Source organism: Paenibacillus sp. strain BS8-2 (assembly GCF_054483835.1).
This window is the reverse complement of record NZ_CM137010.1, coordinates 3,145,017-3,162,265: the sequence shown is the minus strand read 5'-3', so window position 1 is coordinate 3,162,265 and position 17,249 is coordinate 3,145,017. Positions and strand designations below refer to the sequence as shown.

General features: G+C 48.2%; 12 protein-coding genes. 4 read left to right on the top strand and 8 right to left on the bottom strand.

What is annotated here, in order from left to right; genetic code table 11:
• Positions 1-55 precede the first annotated feature (55 nt).
• Together ACX1C1_RS13510 and ACX1C1_RS13505 are read left to right on the top strand one after the other, a co-directional pair.
• Entirely contained in the window at positions 56-1,036 is a 981-nt protein-coding gene (locus tag ACX1C1_RS13510) for a WG repeat-containing protein (protein WP_458952719.1), read from the top strand.
• A 120-nt stretch (positions 1,037-1,156) separates the two neighbouring features.
• Positions 1,157-1,369 (top strand): DUF4238 domain-containing protein, encoded by a 213-nt coding sequence (locus ACX1C1_RS13505; RefSeq protein WP_458952718.1) that lies wholly within the window; start codon positions 1,157-1,159, stop codon positions 1,367-1,369.
• Between the two features lie 420 nt (positions 1,370-1,789).
• Here ACX1C1_RS13505 and ACX1C1_RS13500 read toward each other — a convergent pair whose 3' ends face one another.
• The 4 genes from ACX1C1_RS13500 to ACX1C1_RS13485 all read right to left on the bottom strand — a co-directional run bounded on the left by ACX1C1_RS13500 (position 1,790) and on the right by ACX1C1_RS13485 (position 11,617).
• The gene (locus tag ACX1C1_RS13500) at positions 1,790-7,114 is read right to left on the bottom strand and encodes an OmpL47-type beta-barrel domain-containing protein (RefSeq protein ID WP_458952717.1); all 5,325 of its coding nucleotides are present in this window, start codon (positions 7,112-7,114) and stop codon (positions 1,790-1,792) included.
• A 108-nt stretch (positions 7,115-7,222) separates the two neighbouring features.
• The gene (locus tag ACX1C1_RS13495) at positions 7,223-8,746 is read right to left on the bottom strand and encodes a response regulator (RefSeq protein ID WP_458952716.1); all 1,524 of its coding nucleotides are present in this window, start codon (positions 8,744-8,746) and stop codon (positions 7,223-7,225) included.
• Entirely contained in the window at positions 8,746-10,611 is a 1,866-nt protein-coding gene (locus ACX1C1_RS13490; protein WP_458952715.1) for a cache domain-containing sensor histidine kinase, read from the bottom strand. The genes ACX1C1_RS13495 and ACX1C1_RS13490 overlap by 1 nt, the downstream gene beginning before the upstream one ends.
• Before the next feature lie 115 nt (positions 10,612-10,726).
• Positions 10,727-11,617, bottom strand: a complete 891-nt coding sequence (locus tag ACX1C1_RS13485) for an AraC family transcriptional regulator (protein ID WP_458952714.1) — start codon at positions 11,615-11,617, stop codon at positions 10,727-10,729.
• Between the two features lie 129 nt (positions 11,618-11,746).
• Here ACX1C1_RS13485 and ACX1C1_RS13480 point away from each other — a divergent pair, with 129 nt between their 5' ends.
• Positions 11,747-12,706, top strand: coding sequence for a zinc-dependent alcohol dehydrogenase (locus ACX1C1_RS13480; RefSeq protein ID WP_458952713.1), 960 nt, complete (start codon positions 11,747-11,749; stop codon positions 12,704-12,706).
• 1 nt (position 12,707) lies between these two features.
• On the top strand, positions 12,708-13,559 hold the full coding sequence (locus ACX1C1_RS13475; protein ID WP_458952712.1) for an NAD-dependent epimerase/dehydratase family protein: 852 nt from the start codon (positions 12,708-12,710) through the stop codon (positions 13,557-13,559).
• 35 nt (positions 13,560-13,594) lie between these two features.
• Here the strand turns inward: ACX1C1_RS13475 and ACX1C1_RS13470 are convergent, their stop codons facing one another.
• The 4 genes from ACX1C1_RS13470 to ACX1C1_RS13455 all read right to left on the bottom strand — a co-directional run bounded on the left by ACX1C1_RS13470 (position 13,595) and on the right by ACX1C1_RS13455 (position 17,006).
• Complete coding sequence (locus tag ACX1C1_RS13470) at positions 13,595-14,293, bottom strand: ABC transporter permease (RefSeq protein WP_458952711.1); 699 nt, start codon at positions 14,291-14,293, stop codon at positions 13,595-13,597.
• Positions 14,286-15,209, bottom strand: coding sequence for an ABC transporter ATP-binding protein (locus ACX1C1_RS13465; protein WP_458952710.1), 924 nt, complete (start codon positions 15,207-15,209; stop codon positions 14,286-14,288). Before ACX1C1_RS13465 ends, ACX1C1_RS13470 begins: the two co-directional genes overlap by 8 nt.
• Before the next feature lie 153 nt (positions 15,210-15,362).
• The gene (locus ACX1C1_RS13460) at positions 15,363-16,298 is read right to left on the bottom strand and encodes a sensor histidine kinase (protein ID WP_458952709.1); all 936 of its coding nucleotides are present in this window, start codon (positions 16,296-16,298) and stop codon (positions 15,363-15,365) included.
• A gap of 3 nt (positions 16,299-16,301) precedes the next feature.
• Positions 16,302-17,006: a response regulator transcription factor gene (locus ACX1C1_RS13455; protein WP_458952708.1), complete on the bottom strand. Its 705-nt coding sequence runs from the start codon at positions 17,004-17,006 to the stop codon at positions 16,302-16,304.
• Between the last annotated feature and the right edge of the window lie 243 nt (positions 17,007-17,249).

Genomic DNA, 17,249 nt, shown 5'->3' with positions numbered 1-17,249 from the left:
TATATTTTAACTAGCTATGAGTTTGTTGTTTCTATACTTGGGAGTGATATTAATCATGCATGGTTACATCGATTGTGAAGGAAACGAGATTATCCCGCCTATATACGAGTATGCTACTTCCTTCAATGAAGGCTTAGCCGCTGTTGTCTTGAATAATAAGACGAGATTCATTTCACGATCAGGCGAAGTAGTACTGGAAACAAATTTTTTTGGTGTAAGTAATTTCTCTTGCGGCCGCGCGTTATTCCAACTAAATGAGAAGTTTGGTTACCTGGATATGCAAGGAGAGGTAGTTATTCCTCCAAAATTTGATTATGCCTATGATTTTTCGGAAGGATATGCTGCCGTAGTAGTGCCTAATGGGATTGCATTCATCGATTTAAACGGTGACTTAATTAATGGTCAGATCTATAAAAATGCAATGAACTTCAGAGGTGGCATCGTATCCGTACAAGACTCTTCAGGAAAGTACGGATGCATCAATACTTCAGGCGAGTATGTAATAGATCCTATATCAGAAGATTATATCGCCTTTTCTGAAGGGCTTGCTTCAATAAGTTTAAATGAAAAAATCGGTTATATCGACCGCGCAGGTGAGATCATTATTCCACCACAGTTTCGCTTTGCTCGTAATTTTCACGATGGAATAGCGATTATCGGGAAACGTAATAAATTCGGATACATAAACAGATTAGGTGAGATTATCGTCGAACCTATATACAATGATGCGGAGGATTTTTATGAGCAGTTGGCCCCCGTAAAACTGGGAAGGAATTGGGGGTACTTAAATCCAACAGGAGAGTTTGTGATTGAACCAAAGTATACTGGCGCGTCATGTTTTATCGAGGGTATTGCGTTTGTTTACGAAAAGGAAAACATTTCGCTCATGAAACGTAATCTTGAGATCATTGAGCTAGGGGATAATTACGAGAGACTAGAGTATTTCTCAGAAGGACTCAGCGTAGTGACCAAACGAGAAAAAAGAAAACAGTATCCTATCACTTCCCATACTACAGAAGTTACTTTCTATGGTTGAGTAAAAACTCGCTTAATAGACAGAGTGTTGCTTAGACGCCATGTAAGGATTAAGCGGGAACGAGAGTTTAAAAACTAATTTGATATCAACCGGCTTATCATGGCGAAAAGGGTGAACATCTTGAGCGATATCGTTAAGAATCAGCACTACATACCACAAAGCGTACTAAAACATTTTGCTTTTGACGGTAGTGTCTATGAGGCATTAGTGGAAGAAAAAAAGGGGCCTTATCAAACTCCGTACAATCGTTCAATGTCTGAGCGCTATACATATGAGCATCCTTATCTTGCTCAAAATAAACTAGAGAAATTTTTGGACGTTACAACGACTTAGGCCGAAACCATCCTTGTGGTTGTAACAGCGGGAAAAAGTTTAAAACATGCTGTTATGTTGATTATGAAGAAGTTAAGCGGATCTGGCGGACAATAAACGATAAGAACCTTGCAATAAAAGTTAGTGTACACCCAACAGCTCAAGTCGAGCAAAGCATCTTTTCATTTTAATTCAGAATACAGATTTAATCCGGACTATTTCAGAAGCTCGGTTTTAAGATGTGATTTGTTCAACTGTTCCTATAAGCGACACATGATTAAGCTAATGGTTACGATAGCTTAATTAACTGGCACGATAGCCCATTTAACCGCCTTTTCATCATTTGGACAATTATCAACATTAGAATTTAACATAGCCTTGAATAAAGAACCGTTCGGAATCGAACGGTTCTTCATCAGCTAACCTATACGCCATGTAGAATTATAGCTCTTGCACCAGCCTTATTAAGATATCAGCCTGAGCTTGCGTAAGCGTTCGGCCGATCTGAAGTAATACCTTCCATTTATAATTCAGCAATTCCCACTTCTTTAGTTGGTCACGCCCTTTGTCCTCATACTTCTTCGCTTTCTCCAATTCCTTAATAAGCTGAAAGATTGCAAGTTGAGACATTGGACCCTGAGCTGTGTCTTGGATGAAACGGCTAGTCAGATTCGCAAGGCTTTCGTAAGTAACCGTTACTTGGATGGTTGCCGACCCAAACGATTGATTGCCCGCACGATCCTCTGCCATGACGCTGACCGTATGTTCTCCCAGTTCTAATAAGTATGCTTCTTCTTGCAGTAATGGCGTGTCGCAAGGATTGGCGGCGAGTCCCGAGAGCGCATCCTCGGCTGCGCAGCTAACCGAGACAAGCTGATCTACGTTGTAAGCCCCTCCGCCAGTCAAGCTGAGACTCGGTGCCGTCCGATCGATTCGCACCTCTTCCAGCTTGGCGATCTCCGTATTGCCTGCCTGATCGCGCGCGTAATAAGAAATCGTGCTAACCCCTTCTGCCTCTATCACAATGGATGTCTGTGGGCCCGTAACCGCAACCTCGGGCAGGCTCTGCGCCCCCGCCAAGCTATACATGATTTCCTTCACGCCGCTCCCATTGTCCGCGTCAATCGCCTCAAGCTCGATGGTTACCGGCGATTTCCTCCAGCCATGCTCCGAAGAGCCCGGTTCTATCGTTATTGTTGATTCAGGCGCAAGCAAATCCTCCTCACCGGCAGGCTCCTCCTCGGCTGGCTCCGTGACGGAAGAGATGCGTATATTGTTCCAATACGCCGTGGTGTCAACCCCGCCCGTGCTTCCGCCTACAAGCAGCTTGGATATCACATCCGTTGAAGTTCTGAAGTTGCCTTGCGTAACCACCTGAACGTCATTGATCCATAGATCCATCTTCTCTGTAGTAGGATCGGCAATGATGCGAATATGATTCCATTCATCCTCGATGACTGGCGCGACGGTAACTGACGTGCTGCCATCCAGGTACCAGAAGCCCGTACTCTCTACTAACAGAGATACGGCATTAGCCGAACCTCCGGCTTGGAGATAGGCGACAATCGCACCGCCGGATTGCTTAACCGCCCCCAAATTAACCATAAAATCCATCTCTACGACTATGGGGCCATCCTGCGGTTCGAATTCAATATAGGCTGAAGGAAAACCGGAAGATGCATTGTCATACATCATCAGACTTCGATCCGTTGTCGTTGGGAGCTCTGCGATCTGAATATAGCCTCCGATTGTCGAGCTGAACGTCCAGTTCTCCGGAACTTCGTCTACTCCATAACCATCGAAGTTTTCGATGACATGATCGGATGAAGGAACGGTCACGTCGAGGGTGAGGCTGCCGACTACCGTGATCTCTCCAGCCGTAAAGCTAGCCGTTATGACGGCTTGACCCGCTTCCAGCCCGCTTGCTTTCCCGCTGGAATCTACGGTTACAATATCGTTATCGCTGCTCGAATATACGATATTCTCCCTTGTCACATCAATATCCGTTAATGCTCCGGCATTATACACGGACGCAATAACAGTCAGCTGGGATGTTCCGCCTACTTTGAGCGATGTATCGCTAGTCAGGGTTAAGGAAGTTAATTCGCCATCCGGGAGCGCAAGCTCTCCATAATCGATAGCCGTATGCTCGAAGGTAACAGCCTCTTCCCCGGTACCTGCGGCAATCAAGCCCCCAAGCGGCGTATCCAGCTCGATCGCATGCGTGGCAAGCGTCCCTCCCCATGTCAATCCATCCGAAGAATATGAGACGCTATAAACGCCGTCATGCCGCTCTAGCCTGACATAACCCGGCAAAGTTACCTGGCCGAGCGCCTGCGCTCCGACAATCCCGTTGTCCGTATCGCGCCAACGCAGCTTCAGACCGCTTCCTTCCTCATACGTGACAGCAACAAATTTGGCATTGGAGGCCGGCGTCTCGCGCACCATCAAACCCGTCATGGCGCCGCTTTCGGCGGATGTAAGCGAACCCAGCTTTGTCGAGATGGAGAAGTCCTGCAGTGGTGTTGCTTCCAGCTGCTGATACACGTAAGCAAGCTGATCCGAGGTTCCGGTATCTCCGCTTAGCTGGAGATTAAAGCCCTGGCCTTCGCTCGTCATGAGGATGTCTGCGCCATCCATTACGGCGGAGCCTTCCTTGACAGGATTGCCAATACTGATGCCAGACCAAGGAGTCGAAAGCTGGAATGGATCATTCGGAGGAGCTGAGCTCTGATGGATGCGGATAATTCCCCACTCCTCAAGCTCAGGAATCATTAGCGTATGCTTTCCGGCTCCTGCTCCTGCTATTGCTAACGTCAACGGATTATAACCTGGGCGGTACAGCACCGCTTCTATGCCTGCCCCTCCGAAGAAATCGGCATCGTTGATCGTGACTAACGAATTCTGCACGGCCGCATCATTGCGATTCAGTAGATGGATGACCTTCGTATCGTTTGGTTCATCCATGGATCTGACGGTCGCGTAGAGCTTATCGGCTCCGCTTATCGATACGGATTGTTTGTCTGAGAGCCAGTTTCCGGCATTGACGTCTTGAACGGTAATTACCGGTACCCCGCTGTTCGCAATCAGCTGCTGATCGCTGGCACTGAACTGGCTTAATGGCGTATAGGCAATCAATGCCTCCAAGCCGACAAGATCCGAAGCCTTTAATTCATAGGCAGGACTATCGTAATTCACGACTATATCCTTAAACGGCACACCAGAATTGAATAGCTTCATCGACAGGTCTCGGAGCGTCGCAACGTTGACCTCGTCCCATCTGGTTAGAATTCCTGCCTTGGCCGGAACCTCATGGCCATCGAAGAGGAACGGATATTGCCGAATGAAATGATAGATGTCTCCATATTCCTCTACGCTGCCAAAGTAGCGGGTAGATCCATGCAGCCATACATCCCATGGAATCAATACATATTGCCCATTAGAATAAGCAGCGGCAATAGAGTGACGAATACCATCTACGCTTTCCGGCAGCGGAGAAATAATATGAGGCTTGCCGAGCCCTGTTGCGAGGCTCCCGTTCGTTACGATATTGTCAATCGTCAGAGCTGCTTCGGCGCTTTCTCCCATACCATAACTGAATAAGTCATGCAGAAAGTGCGTGGAGGTCGAGGAATTCTGAATAAACGGCGCATTATTCGAGTACTCGAAGGGTCTCCCCGCATAGTCTAGCAGATCACTGTAAAGCCGCTGATGGAAGTCGACGGTCGCGTCGTAATGGAATTGGGTAAACGCTCCATTCAACGGGGACTGTGCTTTTATTCCCGCATACTCGGCGTTCGTACTGATATTAAATCGTGTTTGCAAATAGGTTTTGTAATTAAACGTCTCGATATCGGTTATATCCCAATCCAGCAGCTGCTGCGCGGAATAATTCGCGTTCAAATATTCGCTGAATTGCACCATGCAGGCATCACAGAAGTCTCCGCCGAAGTTTCCTGCGGCTACCCCGCCTGCCCAGTCATCGAATTGGATCCCAGAAGCGCCTGCATCAATAATTTGTTTGCCCGTTTCGAGCGCCAGCTGATAATAGACCGGATCGTGCACGCTTCCCCATGTGGCTCCCCATGTCATCCAAGGCGCTACGATAGAGGTCCCGTCAAAGTACTTGGCCCGCCCCTGATCCGTTCCCAGATTGGTATTCAGCGAGCCTTGGAAGCTAACGCCTTGACGCACGATATTCGATATTTGCGTCTGATTGGTCAAGTACGTCCATTTGTCGTCCGTCACCATAAATCGTTTGATCATATCGAGCGTTCCGAGCTGGCCGTCCTGTCCATCCTCCCGGTACCATCGCGAAGACAGGAACACGCTTGAGTAGCTGTCGAACGAGTTGCGTTCGATTCCCGGTGCGGGCGGAACAACCTCTTCATCATCCTCTGGAGGCGTGATGTCGGGCAAGCCTGGATAAATTCGCACGTCATCCAGATTGGCAATCCGAATATAGTTGGCATTATCGCTATAATAAGCGCCCGTTACTTGAAGCTTTGATAGATTAAGAGCATCCATATACCGAAACGGAACTTCGCTCTTCACGAGTGTGCCATCGATATATACATCGAACATCTTGGACGGATAATCGATCGCGATCGTCAGGCCGCGCCAATCATTAGCCGTTAATCCCGATGCTACGGTCGTTGTGGTCGTTACGCCATTCGTCGTTTGAAAGGAATCGATTTGATTCGGTCTGATGAGTAAAGCAACAGCTGCTTTGTTAGCCGAATCGAGCACATAGAAGAGCATATTCTCTTTGCCTGCCGTTGCTCCTTGAGGTAATTGAATGTCTACTTCGATATTAAGTTTATCCGTCTGCGAGGTAAATGTTTTAAGGATGCCTTGCGTACTCTGCTTGCTCGCATCATACACTTGGAGGTAGTGATCCTCGCTTCCCTGCTCTGTCATAACCTTCGCATAGGAGCCGCCGGTCGACGCGATTCCCCAATTCGCTGGGGTAGTGTCGACTTCCATCGCATCAAAGGATTCATTCACAAGATCGGTTACCGGCTCTTCCACACGCGCATCACCTTCGTAGATCAGCACATTGTCCAGATGGGCCGTACGAATAAAGTTTGCATCATCGTTATAATTCGCACCTGTGATCTGCAGCTTGCTTATGCCAAGCGTATCCTCGTATCGGAAAGGAATGCCGGATTGCTTCAGCTCCCCGTTCAGGTAGAAATCATACGTCTTGCTCGCATAATCGGCAGCAATGGTCAAGCTGCGCCATTCTTGTAGAGGCAGGTTCGAGACGACGCTTGTCGTAGTGGTCCCGCTTGAAGTCGTCCTAATCGTATCGATGCCCGACGGCTTAATGATCAACGAAATGGCGGGCTTATTGGCGGAGTCGTGGATATAGAATAAGATATTCTCCTTTCCTGCCGTTCCGCCGGCAGGAAGCTGAATATCCGCCTGTATCGTCACTTTGCCTGTTTGTGCCGGGAAGGATATGCTTGTCCCTTCCGTCTTCTGGCGGCTTGCGTCATATATTCGCAAATAATGCTCGCCGTACGTAGCCTCCTGTACGCTTACGTCTGAGCTTCCTGTCGCCCATTCCGACCAGCCGGACGGAATCGTACCTACGGCCGTGTTGTTGAATGTCTCATTGACCAAATCAACCGTTGTTCCCTCCGCCTGAGCAGCATAAGTCGGAGCGGACGAGAATAACATGGTTAGCGCCAGTGTGCTTGCCAACCACACTCTAAACCAACGCCGCCTAACGTACCTTGCGTTCCATTTTACCCTATCCATTAATATCCCTCCCAAAATGATATCGCTTACATTCGAAGTATAAGCGCACCTAGGAAGGGATGGGAATGGATGAATCGAAGCCGGTCATGGATAAAACTCAGGTAAACCTCACTTCATGTAATCGGAAGGCGGTATGCCCGCCACTTTCTTGAACACGCGGCTGAAATACAAAGGATCGCTGTAGCCAACTCGTTCGGACACATCCTTTAAGAGCAGGTTCGGCGATTCGTCCATCATGATCTTGGCCTGCTCGACTCTCCATTGGGTCAGGTATTCGCCCGGCGTTACGCCGCGCAGCTTCTTGAACAGAGCACTCAAATAGTTCGGCACGAGCCCGAATCGCTTGGACAGGTCCTGGAGCGTGATCGGCAGAACGTATTGCTCTTGCAAATACAGCTCGATTAGTTGCACCATATCCTCTTGATGGCCGATCGATCGGGCAGAGGAGCCGGAAGCCTCGAACAATCCTTTGAAGATGTAGGATACTCCCTCGTACAGCTCCTCATAGGTCGTGGAATGGGAGAGTAGTGCATCCAGCTCCAGGTGCGTATGGATGAGCTCTTCCTCCGTTAACGATTTCAGCTTATCCTTGCAGAGGAACACGATTCGTCTGAGATACGTATCGATATGAACCTGCTTCGCTTCCGCAGACTTCCATGTTAGGCACAGCTCCTGCAAACCTTGATAGAACTCCTCCTGCTGCCTGGGATCGATGTACGCCTCCAGCTTCTCTCCCCCTGCAACGAATTGATCCTGCTGAATCATTGGAGCATGGACAGCCGTTATGCTTGAACTTCCATACACAACCGATTTCACCAATCTCCTGTTCAGGTTGGGGAGCGATTGTTGCAGCATTCCGATATCAGAGACATCGGTCTCCGCAACGAGCGTTAGCGGGATTCCGAAACCTTCAGCTAATCCTAGCAGCAATTGCGAAATGTCATGATACACCGCGTTAATCCCATCGGATTCTGCCTGCTGGCTGCCAATCACGAAGACCCGTTCATTCTCTCTATTTCCTTCCAGCATCCAACCTCCTGCACCTTCAGGCAGAGCGCGACGCAATTCCAATTCGCAATCATGGGATTGCCAGAACACTCGGCCGGGATGCATCGAGTCGACATAGGTTTTACTGAATGAGCCTGCGCATGCAACGATAAAAGAATACCGGGCATACGTAAACAGCTCAACCGCGCTCTCTTTTTCTCCAGATTCAATAAGAACGTTTAGCGCATGTTGCTTCCGTTTCTCTGTTTGCTCAAGAATCCTATATTTGACTCTCGTAAGCAGTTCCTGCAAATCCTGTACCGTCAGCGGCTTTAACAAATAGTCATCCGCCCCAAGCTGAATCGCCTTACGCGTATAATTAAAATCATCATAAGAGCTTACAATGACCGATACAACGTCCGGATTGCTACTCTTCAAGGCGGAAATCAGCTGCAATCCATCCATGACAGGCATTCGAATATCCGTAATGAGCACATCCGGATGCAGTTCGGCAGCCATCTCTAACGCTTGCTCTCCATCGAATGCTACTCCGATCACCGAATATTGCGGATCTACATGTTCGATCATTTTGCTCAATGCTCTACAGAATGGCGCTTCGTCATCTACTACCAGCACACGCGGCATTATAAGCCCCCCACTATGTTCGTCGTATCATTTCTCCAGCCGATTCTAATGTACGCTCCGCCATTCTCGTGATTCCCCAGCTCGAACAGCAGATTCTCTCCGAAATAATAATACAATCGCGCGTAAGTATTCATGACTCCGCTTCCCGACTGCTCCTCTTTCTCATACACTAGCTTGCCTTTCACAACATCCTCTCTTTGTTGCTTGAAACGCTCGAGAAAATCTGCGGTGAAGCCGCTGCCGTCATCACTGATTTCTACAATCTGAAAATCCAGCTCCTCATAGCTGGTAATGGCAATTTTCCATGGGTACCTTTTATTAATAAAGCCGTGTTTAAAGCAATTTTCAACAAAGGGCTGAAGCGTGATCTTGGGCAGCAGTGAATCCAAGATAGGACCCTTTATATCAATTACCGGTTCAAAATGATCGGCATATCTGAATTTCATAATATTTAAATAGTTTTCCGTATGATTCAGCTCCTCCTTAAGCGTAACGGGCTGCCCATTGGAATAGGTAATATAGCGGAACATATTGACCAGCATCGAGGAGAGATTCATAATGTTCGCATTACCCGTCTCATGACCCATCATGCCGATTAGCGATAACGTGTTATAAAGAAAATGCGGATTGATCTGTGCCTGCAAGGCGACAAAGTGGGATTGCAATTCGCGGGAATGCGATTGAATCGCCAGCTCCTTCGACTCCTCTAGACGCGCGAGCATGTGCCGGAACGATTTGTATAGATGATGCACCTCATTGTGAGAATTGTGCAGATCCGCACCTGCGAACAAATGATGCTCCTGCGCATCATGCATGGAATTCAGATTCACCATGCTCATCGTATCGCGGAGCTGCCTAAGCGGTTTGACCAATTTTTTGGTAGAGAAATAGAATGTAAGCAACGTCAACGTAACAATAAGCAACGCCAGCAAGATGAATAAATACCCCGCTTGGCGGGTCGGCTGCAGAAAGGCCTCCTGTGGCTGCGCAATCATGACAATCCAATCCGCATACTCGGCCCGTTGGTGAACGATCAATTCCTTTTTGCCGCCCGGCATGGTTACATATGCGTAGCCTTCTTCGCTTTCATGAAGCTCGTTCAGATAGACGTTTCGATAAGGGCTTAGCGGATCCTCATCCTCCTGCTCTGCCCGCTGCAGAGGGAACACGACCTCCCCTGTGCTGCTCATAACCATCACTTTCTTATCCAGCCCCGATGCGGCAGGGTCCTGCAAGCTTACTTTCTCAATGAATTCATAGGGAATTTGAATTTCCACGAGTGCCTGAACATTCGTATTATCCCCGATCTTGCGAACGACGGACACCACGTAGTTATTGTTATGGTCCCAGTCATCCTTGTGCGGCGGAAGCAACAATCGGTAGGCCGACTCGTCGCTCAAGAGCTGAAACCAGTCTAACTCCTTCGTGCGCCGCGCAGTAATCTGACGGTCGCTGTATGCGCCAACACTCAGGAAAGCTCCCGACTTGCTAATCAACGAAACGCGATAATAGAATTGCGGATCTACGCCAACGATGGAAGAAACAATATCCTTCAGTATGTAAGCATCTTCGGGGTTATTGTCAAAGTAAGACTCCGGATTGGGCTCAAAGGGGACATAATACATCTTGTTTGCGACAGTCGGATTATGTTTGATCTGCATGACCAGTCGATCCATCGTATAGACAGAGTTATCGAGCTGCTGGGATATACTATTCGCTTCTCTTTGATACGTATGGATCAACGCGTCGACGTTCACCTTCTTGTAATACCAGTAGAACGCACTGAAAGCGGTTGCAATAATTAGTGTAATGAGCAGGGAATACATTATAAAGAGCTTTGCCTGAAAGCTTAGTCTCGGATTCATAACTCTCCTTATTCGTGCTTAGGTGGGATGTATAGTTCTAGTATACGTAAGGCGTAATCAAGATGGATATGGATAAATCCATGCTGTTCATGGACAGATCAAAGATAAGCGAGGTCTACTTCAAGCCGTTATTTCTGTACGTGTTAGGCGAGAACCCCGTCAACCTCTTGAACGTCACGTAGAAAGCCTTGTAATCTGTATATCCGACGTCCAGAGCAATTTCGTTCATGGTCTTATTGGATTCTACAATTTGCTTGCAAGCTTCATCAATTCGGATCTGCTGCGTGTATTGGGACACGGTCTGTCCGGTCGTTTCTTTGAACAATTGGCAAAAGTAGTTTTTGCTGACAAAGGATTTGCGAGCCAAATCCATGAGACTTACAGGCTCATTGTAATGCTTATCCAAATGTTGAATCGCAGACTCAATGACACTCGCTTTCTTGCGTTGCTGAACATCTCCCGCTCCCCGTTGGTTAAACAAACGCATGATTCTTACAATGAGCTCAATCATATACGCGCGGATTATCGCATTGTAGCCGTCTTGACGCTGGTGGTATTCGTTATCCATCTTCGTAATCAGCTGATCGAACTCTCGTTGCTCGGCGGCATTCAATCGGAGATCCGAGCGGACAAGGTCATCATCCCATTGATTCTTGAATAGATAGGACATCGTCAGACTGGAGAAATCGTGAAAGGGAAGCAGCGACTCATCGAGAAAGCCGGGCTTAAACAAGATATTGTAGGTGACAAGCTCCTGATCGCCAGGGTCCCGATAGAAGGCATGCGTCATATCGTAGTTGATCAAGAATAGATCACCCTTCGAAACCTCATATTCCTGCTCGCCGATCGTATGGTAGCCCGTGCCTGAGTATACATAACAAATTTCTACGAAATCATGGGAATGAGGCTTCTGCCGATCCTTGACCGCCTCGGGAAATTGAATAATACAAAAAGCTTCCCCTTCCCGAAAGTAACTTTCCCCGCGATAGACGAGTTCCCCCCGCATGCCGGTTCCTCCATTCCAATTGACGATTACGACGTTTCGTACTTTCGACCATCTTAACCTTAATATACACCATGGGTTTCCAACGAAAAAGCATTTATGCTGGAGCTAGTTTCAGAGAGGAGAATAAATATGTCAACGATGAAAGCACTCGCGATTACGGAGATCGGCAAAAAAGCAGAGCTGTTGGACATGCCGCGTCCTCAGGTGGATGACAATTCCATCATAATCAAAACGGCATATTCCGGCGTTAGTATTGGCACCGAAATGTGGATTGCGGAGGGTCAAAGATCGGATTACGGCGATCCCCCCTTCGTGAATGGCTATCAAGCTAGCGGACGTATTGTTGAAGTTGGTGCTAATGGGCGGGATCAATATAAAGTTGGCGAGCTTGTTACGGTATTCTGCAGTGGTGCACACTCCGAGTATGTGAAGGCTGGTCTGCGGAATGTACACAAGCTGTCCTCGGAGCAATCGCTCAAAGCCTGTTCCATGTTCGTTCAGCCGTCGGTCGCGGCGAATGCTTGGAATATGGCCGGCGTCAATATGGGCGATATCGTATATATTGCAGGTCAAGGGTTAATCGGCCAATGCGCGGCTATGATTGCCAGACTGCGCGGCGCTTACGTCGTTGCAAGCGATATCTCCCCCGACCGCATCGAGCGCTCGCAGGCTTATTGCGCGGATTGGACGATAGACGCGTCTAAGGAAAATGCGCTCGCCGCATTCAAAGAGCGCTTCCCCGACGGAGCCGCGATTACGGCAGAGTCGACAGGGTTTCAAGCCTTGCTAGACGATACGATGATGGCGACACAAAACAAGGGTACATTCGTCTTCCTGGGTTGGTATCCGAATCGTGCAAGCTTCTATTTTAATACGCCGCACAATAAACAACTAAATGCCATTTTCCCTTGTTTCATTGGTCAACCTCCGGTACGTGAAGGTGTCATACGCCTCATGGAGTCCGGGAAGCTTGATATGCTGTCTCTCATCTCGCACGATGTGCACTGGAGCGAATCCGATGAGCTGTACAATCGTCTATTCACGAAGCAGCGTAATGACTTTAACGGCATTGTTATCAGATGGGAGTAGGATGATGAATATACTCATTACCGGCGTAACCGGATTTATCGGAGAGAGATTGGTGAAACGACTGGCGGGACAGCATACCATCATTGGTATGTCTCGAGGCGCGTTTCATGGCGATGCGATATCCATCCGAGGACATTTCGAGCGATTCGAGGATCTCAGGCTGCTTGATGCGTATGCCATCGATGCTGTTATTCATCTAGCCGCGGTAACCGGCGGCTGCAGCGAAGAGGATGGCCTAGCCGTCAATGTGCAGGGAACGAGACGATTGTACCGCTATTTGCTCGACCGCGGCTGCAAGCGATTCATTACGGCGAGCTCCATTGCGCTTGCAGGCGGCTTGGACAATGACTTTGTGCCTCTGAAGCTGCCTATACCCGATGACCATCCCTGTCTTGCGACCGACGCATATGGCTGGAGCAAGTCCATGCTGGAGCAGTTAACCTGCTACTTGCACCGCAAGACCCCCGATGCGGATTTCGTCAATCTGCGCTTTGGTGCGGTTGTGCCGGAGGATTGGGAGCCTCCTTTCCTGGATGCAAGCTCCAAAGTACGCATCCCGTTCATCCTCCTTGGCCGCGTCTACGTCGATGACGTGATCGAAGGTATTGCTAGCGTGCTTGATGCCCCTGCGAAAGCGCGCGCGAGCAGTTACAACTTAATTGGTCCGGATATCAGCTCCAATATTCCAACGGGCGAGATACTGAAATCTCTCCTCAGCGATCGTGGGGCAGAGCTCGACTTAAGCTATTACACTTTGCCTGGTAATGAATACAAGCCTCTATACGGTATGGATCGTATGAAGAGTGACTTCGGTTTCGTGTCGGTCCGCTCGACTCGGATTGTTGAAGTCTAAGCCAAGCGGATCACTAATGACTGAGCCGATGCTCCTTACACATCGCCAATCTGGTTCGCCAGCTTAACGGACATATATACACTTGCCGCGCCAAGCAAACTTAAAATGGCGTACAGAATATCCTGATTCAGCGAAATTCGAAGAATGCTTAAGAAGGTAGGAAATTGCATGAGGAAAATGGCACAAACGATTAACGGAACGACCGCCCTTCTCCATATTCCGAATCCGAACAGCGGAATCAAAGATATTAACGCTACTACAATAGAGTGAGTTATCGTTCGTACCGCATACATCATCAAGTCCGCTGCCGTTGGCGTGCCGCCAATGATATCAAACGTAAGATCGAGGACATACGTTGTAATGCCAGACAGTACAAACGAGACGACCGTACAGATAAAAACCGCCGCCGCAACAAACAATGCTTTGGTTACGAACAGTTTTTTGCGGCTAATGGGGTACCCAAAGGATAACGCCATCGTTTTATTTTTGTACGGCTCGATAAATACATGGTTGATCATCGACGCTCCGAACAACACGAACCCTAGCTGCATCGGGAGCATCAGCTTCAGCATATCGGCGTAGCTGTTGGCAAAGATGATTTCGGGCATATCGGCGAATACAACTTTGAGGAAAAACACGGGCAAAAACATAAGGAGCATCCAATAAATAACCACTTCGCCGATCACCTTTTTTTGCTCAAGCTTTCTCCATTCCAATTCCATCAGCTTAACCATGCTTAACACCGCCTTGAATTTGGTTGTAAAAATAGTCCTCCAGCGTGCTTGCGTGCTTTTGTATTTCCTCGATCTCGACATCTTGCGAAATAAGCAGCTTGGAAATTTGTCCGGCAGACGCGGCTGTATCGTAAATGCGAATTCGGTTGTCCTGCACGATTTTGATATTCGTCAGCTTAAGCTCTTGCTCCAGCAGCACAACGGCTCTTCGTACGTTTGGCGTTACGAGCTCCATATATTCGGTTCGCTGCTGCCGAATTTCCGACAAGGTCACTTCGTCTACCAGCCTCCCTTGTCTAACGACACCGATCCGATCGGCCATTTGCTCGATTTCGGCCAGGATATGACTGGAAATCAAGAACGTAATGCCGTATTCCTTATTTAGCGTTCGAATCAGCTCCCGCATATCCTTGATCCCGATCGGATCGAGACCGTTGGTTGGTTCATCCAGCACAATTAGCTCCGGCTTTGTAATCGCAGCCCTCGCAATGCCGAGCCGCTGCTTCATGCCAAGCGAAAACTCCTTTACCTTCTTCTTCTCGACGTCATTCAGCCGTACCAATTCCAGCGCTTGCCGAATCGCCTTCTTGTCATAAAACCCCAAATACTCGCAATGGATGTTCAAATTTTCGATCGCCGTCAAATGCTCGTAAAAAAGCGGGTATTCGATGATGCTTCCGATACGCTTTAGACTGTCCTTAGAGGTTTCGGAAAGCTTGCTGCCGAACAATGAAATCTCGCCTGAGGTTGGCAGTATAAGCCCGGTCAGCATTTTCATAATCGTTGTTTTGCCCGCGCCATTAGGCCCCAGCAAACCATAAATCTCGCCTTTTTTAATGTTTAGATGAATATCAGCAACGATCGGCTTCCCTTTAACCGACCTAGTCAGCCCATGTGTTTGAATAATCGCATTCATCGTTTCCGAACCTCCTGTTTTTTCCTTCTTGCTTATATAGTAGACCCGATAATGGCGATTTTTCCTTTCTCATTTCTTACATGTTTCTTAATTCGGGATTTATAAAGGGTGAAATGATGCAAAAAGAGATGTTCTGCAGCAGCGGAACATCTCTTAGTACACGAATGGCTTAAACCTGCAAGTAAACGTTGTTTTGTCGTTAGGAACGCTGCTAAGCTCGATCGTTCCGTGCATTTGCTCTATTAATCGTTTTGAGATGCTGAGACCCAATCCGCTGCCTTGAAATTGCCGATTCCGGGCGTCGTCCAAGGTGTAGAGCCTGTCGAATACGCGCGACTGATGCGCCTCCTCGATTCCTTTGCCCCGATCCCAAACGTCAACCGCGATGAAATCGCCTTCTTCCCTAACCGTCACGCCAAGCACACCTCCCTCGTTTCCATATCGGATCGAGTTGGAGATCAAGTTGCTTAATACGCGGTCCAGCGCAGCCGGATTGCCAAGCATGTAGAATGGTTTATCCGGAATATCCAGCTCGACCCCGATATTCCGCGACGACAGCAGGTCGTAAAACTCCAGCACGCTTTGGCGGCAAACCTCGCTTAACGATATTTTGCTTAACGGGATGACATAATCGTCCGCCTCAAGCTTAACCAGATCAAAAAACTGGTTGATCAGCGCGATAACGCCGTTTACCTTTTCGTATAACCGCCGGATGACCTGCTTTTCATCTTCCTCCGGAAGCCGCTTTGTTTGATTTAATTGTTCGGTATAACCCAGAATGACCGTCAAAGGCGTTTTGAGATCGTGGGACATGTTGGAGATCATTTTCCGCTGGCTGTCCTTGGATCTCGTGTAGTCGGCAACCACTTTCTGATTATGCTCTAGCAGTCGATTAATCTGAACAAGCAGCTGCTGCGACTCCTTGTGACTGGTAGGCACTAGCACCCTTTGACCCGTTTGCTGAGTAATGATGTCCGCGAGGTTATCGGTCATTTGCCGAACGTTCTTATTAAGCTTTTTTGCCTTGAGCCATTGCGAAACGATGATCGCGGCCATGACGACAACCATGATAGATAAAATGATAATCATAGCTTATTCTCCCAGCTTGTAGCCGATGCCCCAGATTGTTTTGATATACCGAGGCGAAGACGGATCATCTTCGATCTTCTCCCGCAGTCTTCGAATATGAACATTGATGACGTTCTCGTTGCCGTAAAAATCTTCTTCCCAAATGAGCTGGTAAATCTGCTCCTTGGTATACACTCTGCTGCGATGCGTGAGGAAAAGCTTCAAAATTTGAAACTCCTTGGCCGTCAGCTGTACGCTCTTGCCTTTTACAATCGCGGAGAAGGTAAACAGATCCAGCACCAGATCCTTATAAACAATCGTTGAGGGTGCCTCGGGAGCTGGCTGGCTTTCGACATCCGAATATTGAGTGGATCTTCGAATCGCCGCCTGCACTCTAGCCGTCAATTCAATCATGGAGAATGGTTTGCTAATGTAGTCATCGGCTCCGAAGCCCAATCCCAGCGCTTTGTCGAGATCGCTGCCTTTGGCCGAAATAATCAGGACGGGAACGACGCTGGTTTCCCGAATACGCCGCAGCAGCTCCATTCCGCCTAGTTTAGGCATCATCAAATCAAGCAGGATCAAGTCGAACCTCTCTTGCCGAAAAAGCGCCTCTGCCTCTTCTCCGTCAAAAGCCGTATGAACGATATAATGTTCTTGCTTCAGATGACTTTCAATTAGCTGGCTGATGTCGACATCATCTTCGGCGAGTAGAATTTTTTTGGACATTCCGGGCATTCCTCCTAAAATCGTTTTCGGTTAGTTGCTCCCATATCATCCATATCGTATAAAGAATCAACCAGACCAGCAGAATGGCCGCAGTCGCTGCTGCTATTCGTTTGACGCGACCAACGTTCACTCTACCACCTGCTCTCTCGCAAACTAGCAACCATATATCAAATTAAATACTAGCACACTCGGGTCATTCGCACACCATATGTTACCAGTCATTGGCGAGCAAACAAAAACAAC

Bases quoted from the DNA above. Each gene is read 5' to 3' on its own strand.
- ACX1C1_RS13510 (WP_458952719.1), top strand. From the start codon at position 56: ATGCATGGTTACATCGATTGTGAAGGAAACGAGATTATCCCGCCTATA.
- ACX1C1_RS13500 (WP_458952717.1), bottom strand. From the start codon at position 7,114: ATGGATAGGGTAAAATGGAACGCAAGGTACGTTAGGCGGCGTTGGTTT.
- ACX1C1_RS13495 (WP_458952716.1), bottom strand. From the start codon at position 8,746: ATGCCGCGTGTGCTGGTAGTAGATGACGAAGCGCCATTCTGTAGAGCA.
- ACX1C1_RS13490 (WP_458952715.1), bottom strand. From the start codon at position 10,611: ATGAATCCGAGACTAAGCTTTCAGGCAAAGCTCTTTATAATGTATTCC.
- ACX1C1_RS13485 (WP_458952714.1), bottom strand. From the start codon at position 11,617: ATGCGGGGGGAACTCGTCTATCGCGGGGAAAGTTACTTTCGGGAAGGG.
- ACX1C1_RS13480 (WP_458952713.1), top strand. From the start codon at position 11,747: ATGTCAACGATGAAAGCACTCGCGATTACGGAGATCGGCAAAAAAGCA.
- ACX1C1_RS13475 (WP_458952712.1), top strand. From the start codon at position 12,708: ATGATGAATATACTCATTACCGGCGTAACCGGATTTATCGGAGAGAGA.
- ACX1C1_RS13470 (WP_458952711.1), bottom strand. From the start codon at position 14,293: ATGGTTAAGCTGATGGAATTGGAATGGAGAAAGCTTGAGCAAAAAAAG.
- ACX1C1_RS13465 (WP_458952710.1), bottom strand. From the start codon at position 15,209: ATGAATGCGATTATTCAAACACATGGGCTGACTAGGTCGGTTAAAGGG.
- ACX1C1_RS13460 (WP_458952709.1), bottom strand. From the start codon at position 16,298: ATGATTATCATTTTATCTATCATGGTTGTCGTCATGGCCGCGATCATC.
- ACX1C1_RS13455 (WP_458952708.1), bottom strand. From the start codon at position 17,006: ATGTCCAAAAAAATTCTACTCGCCGAAGATGATGTCGACATCAGCCAG.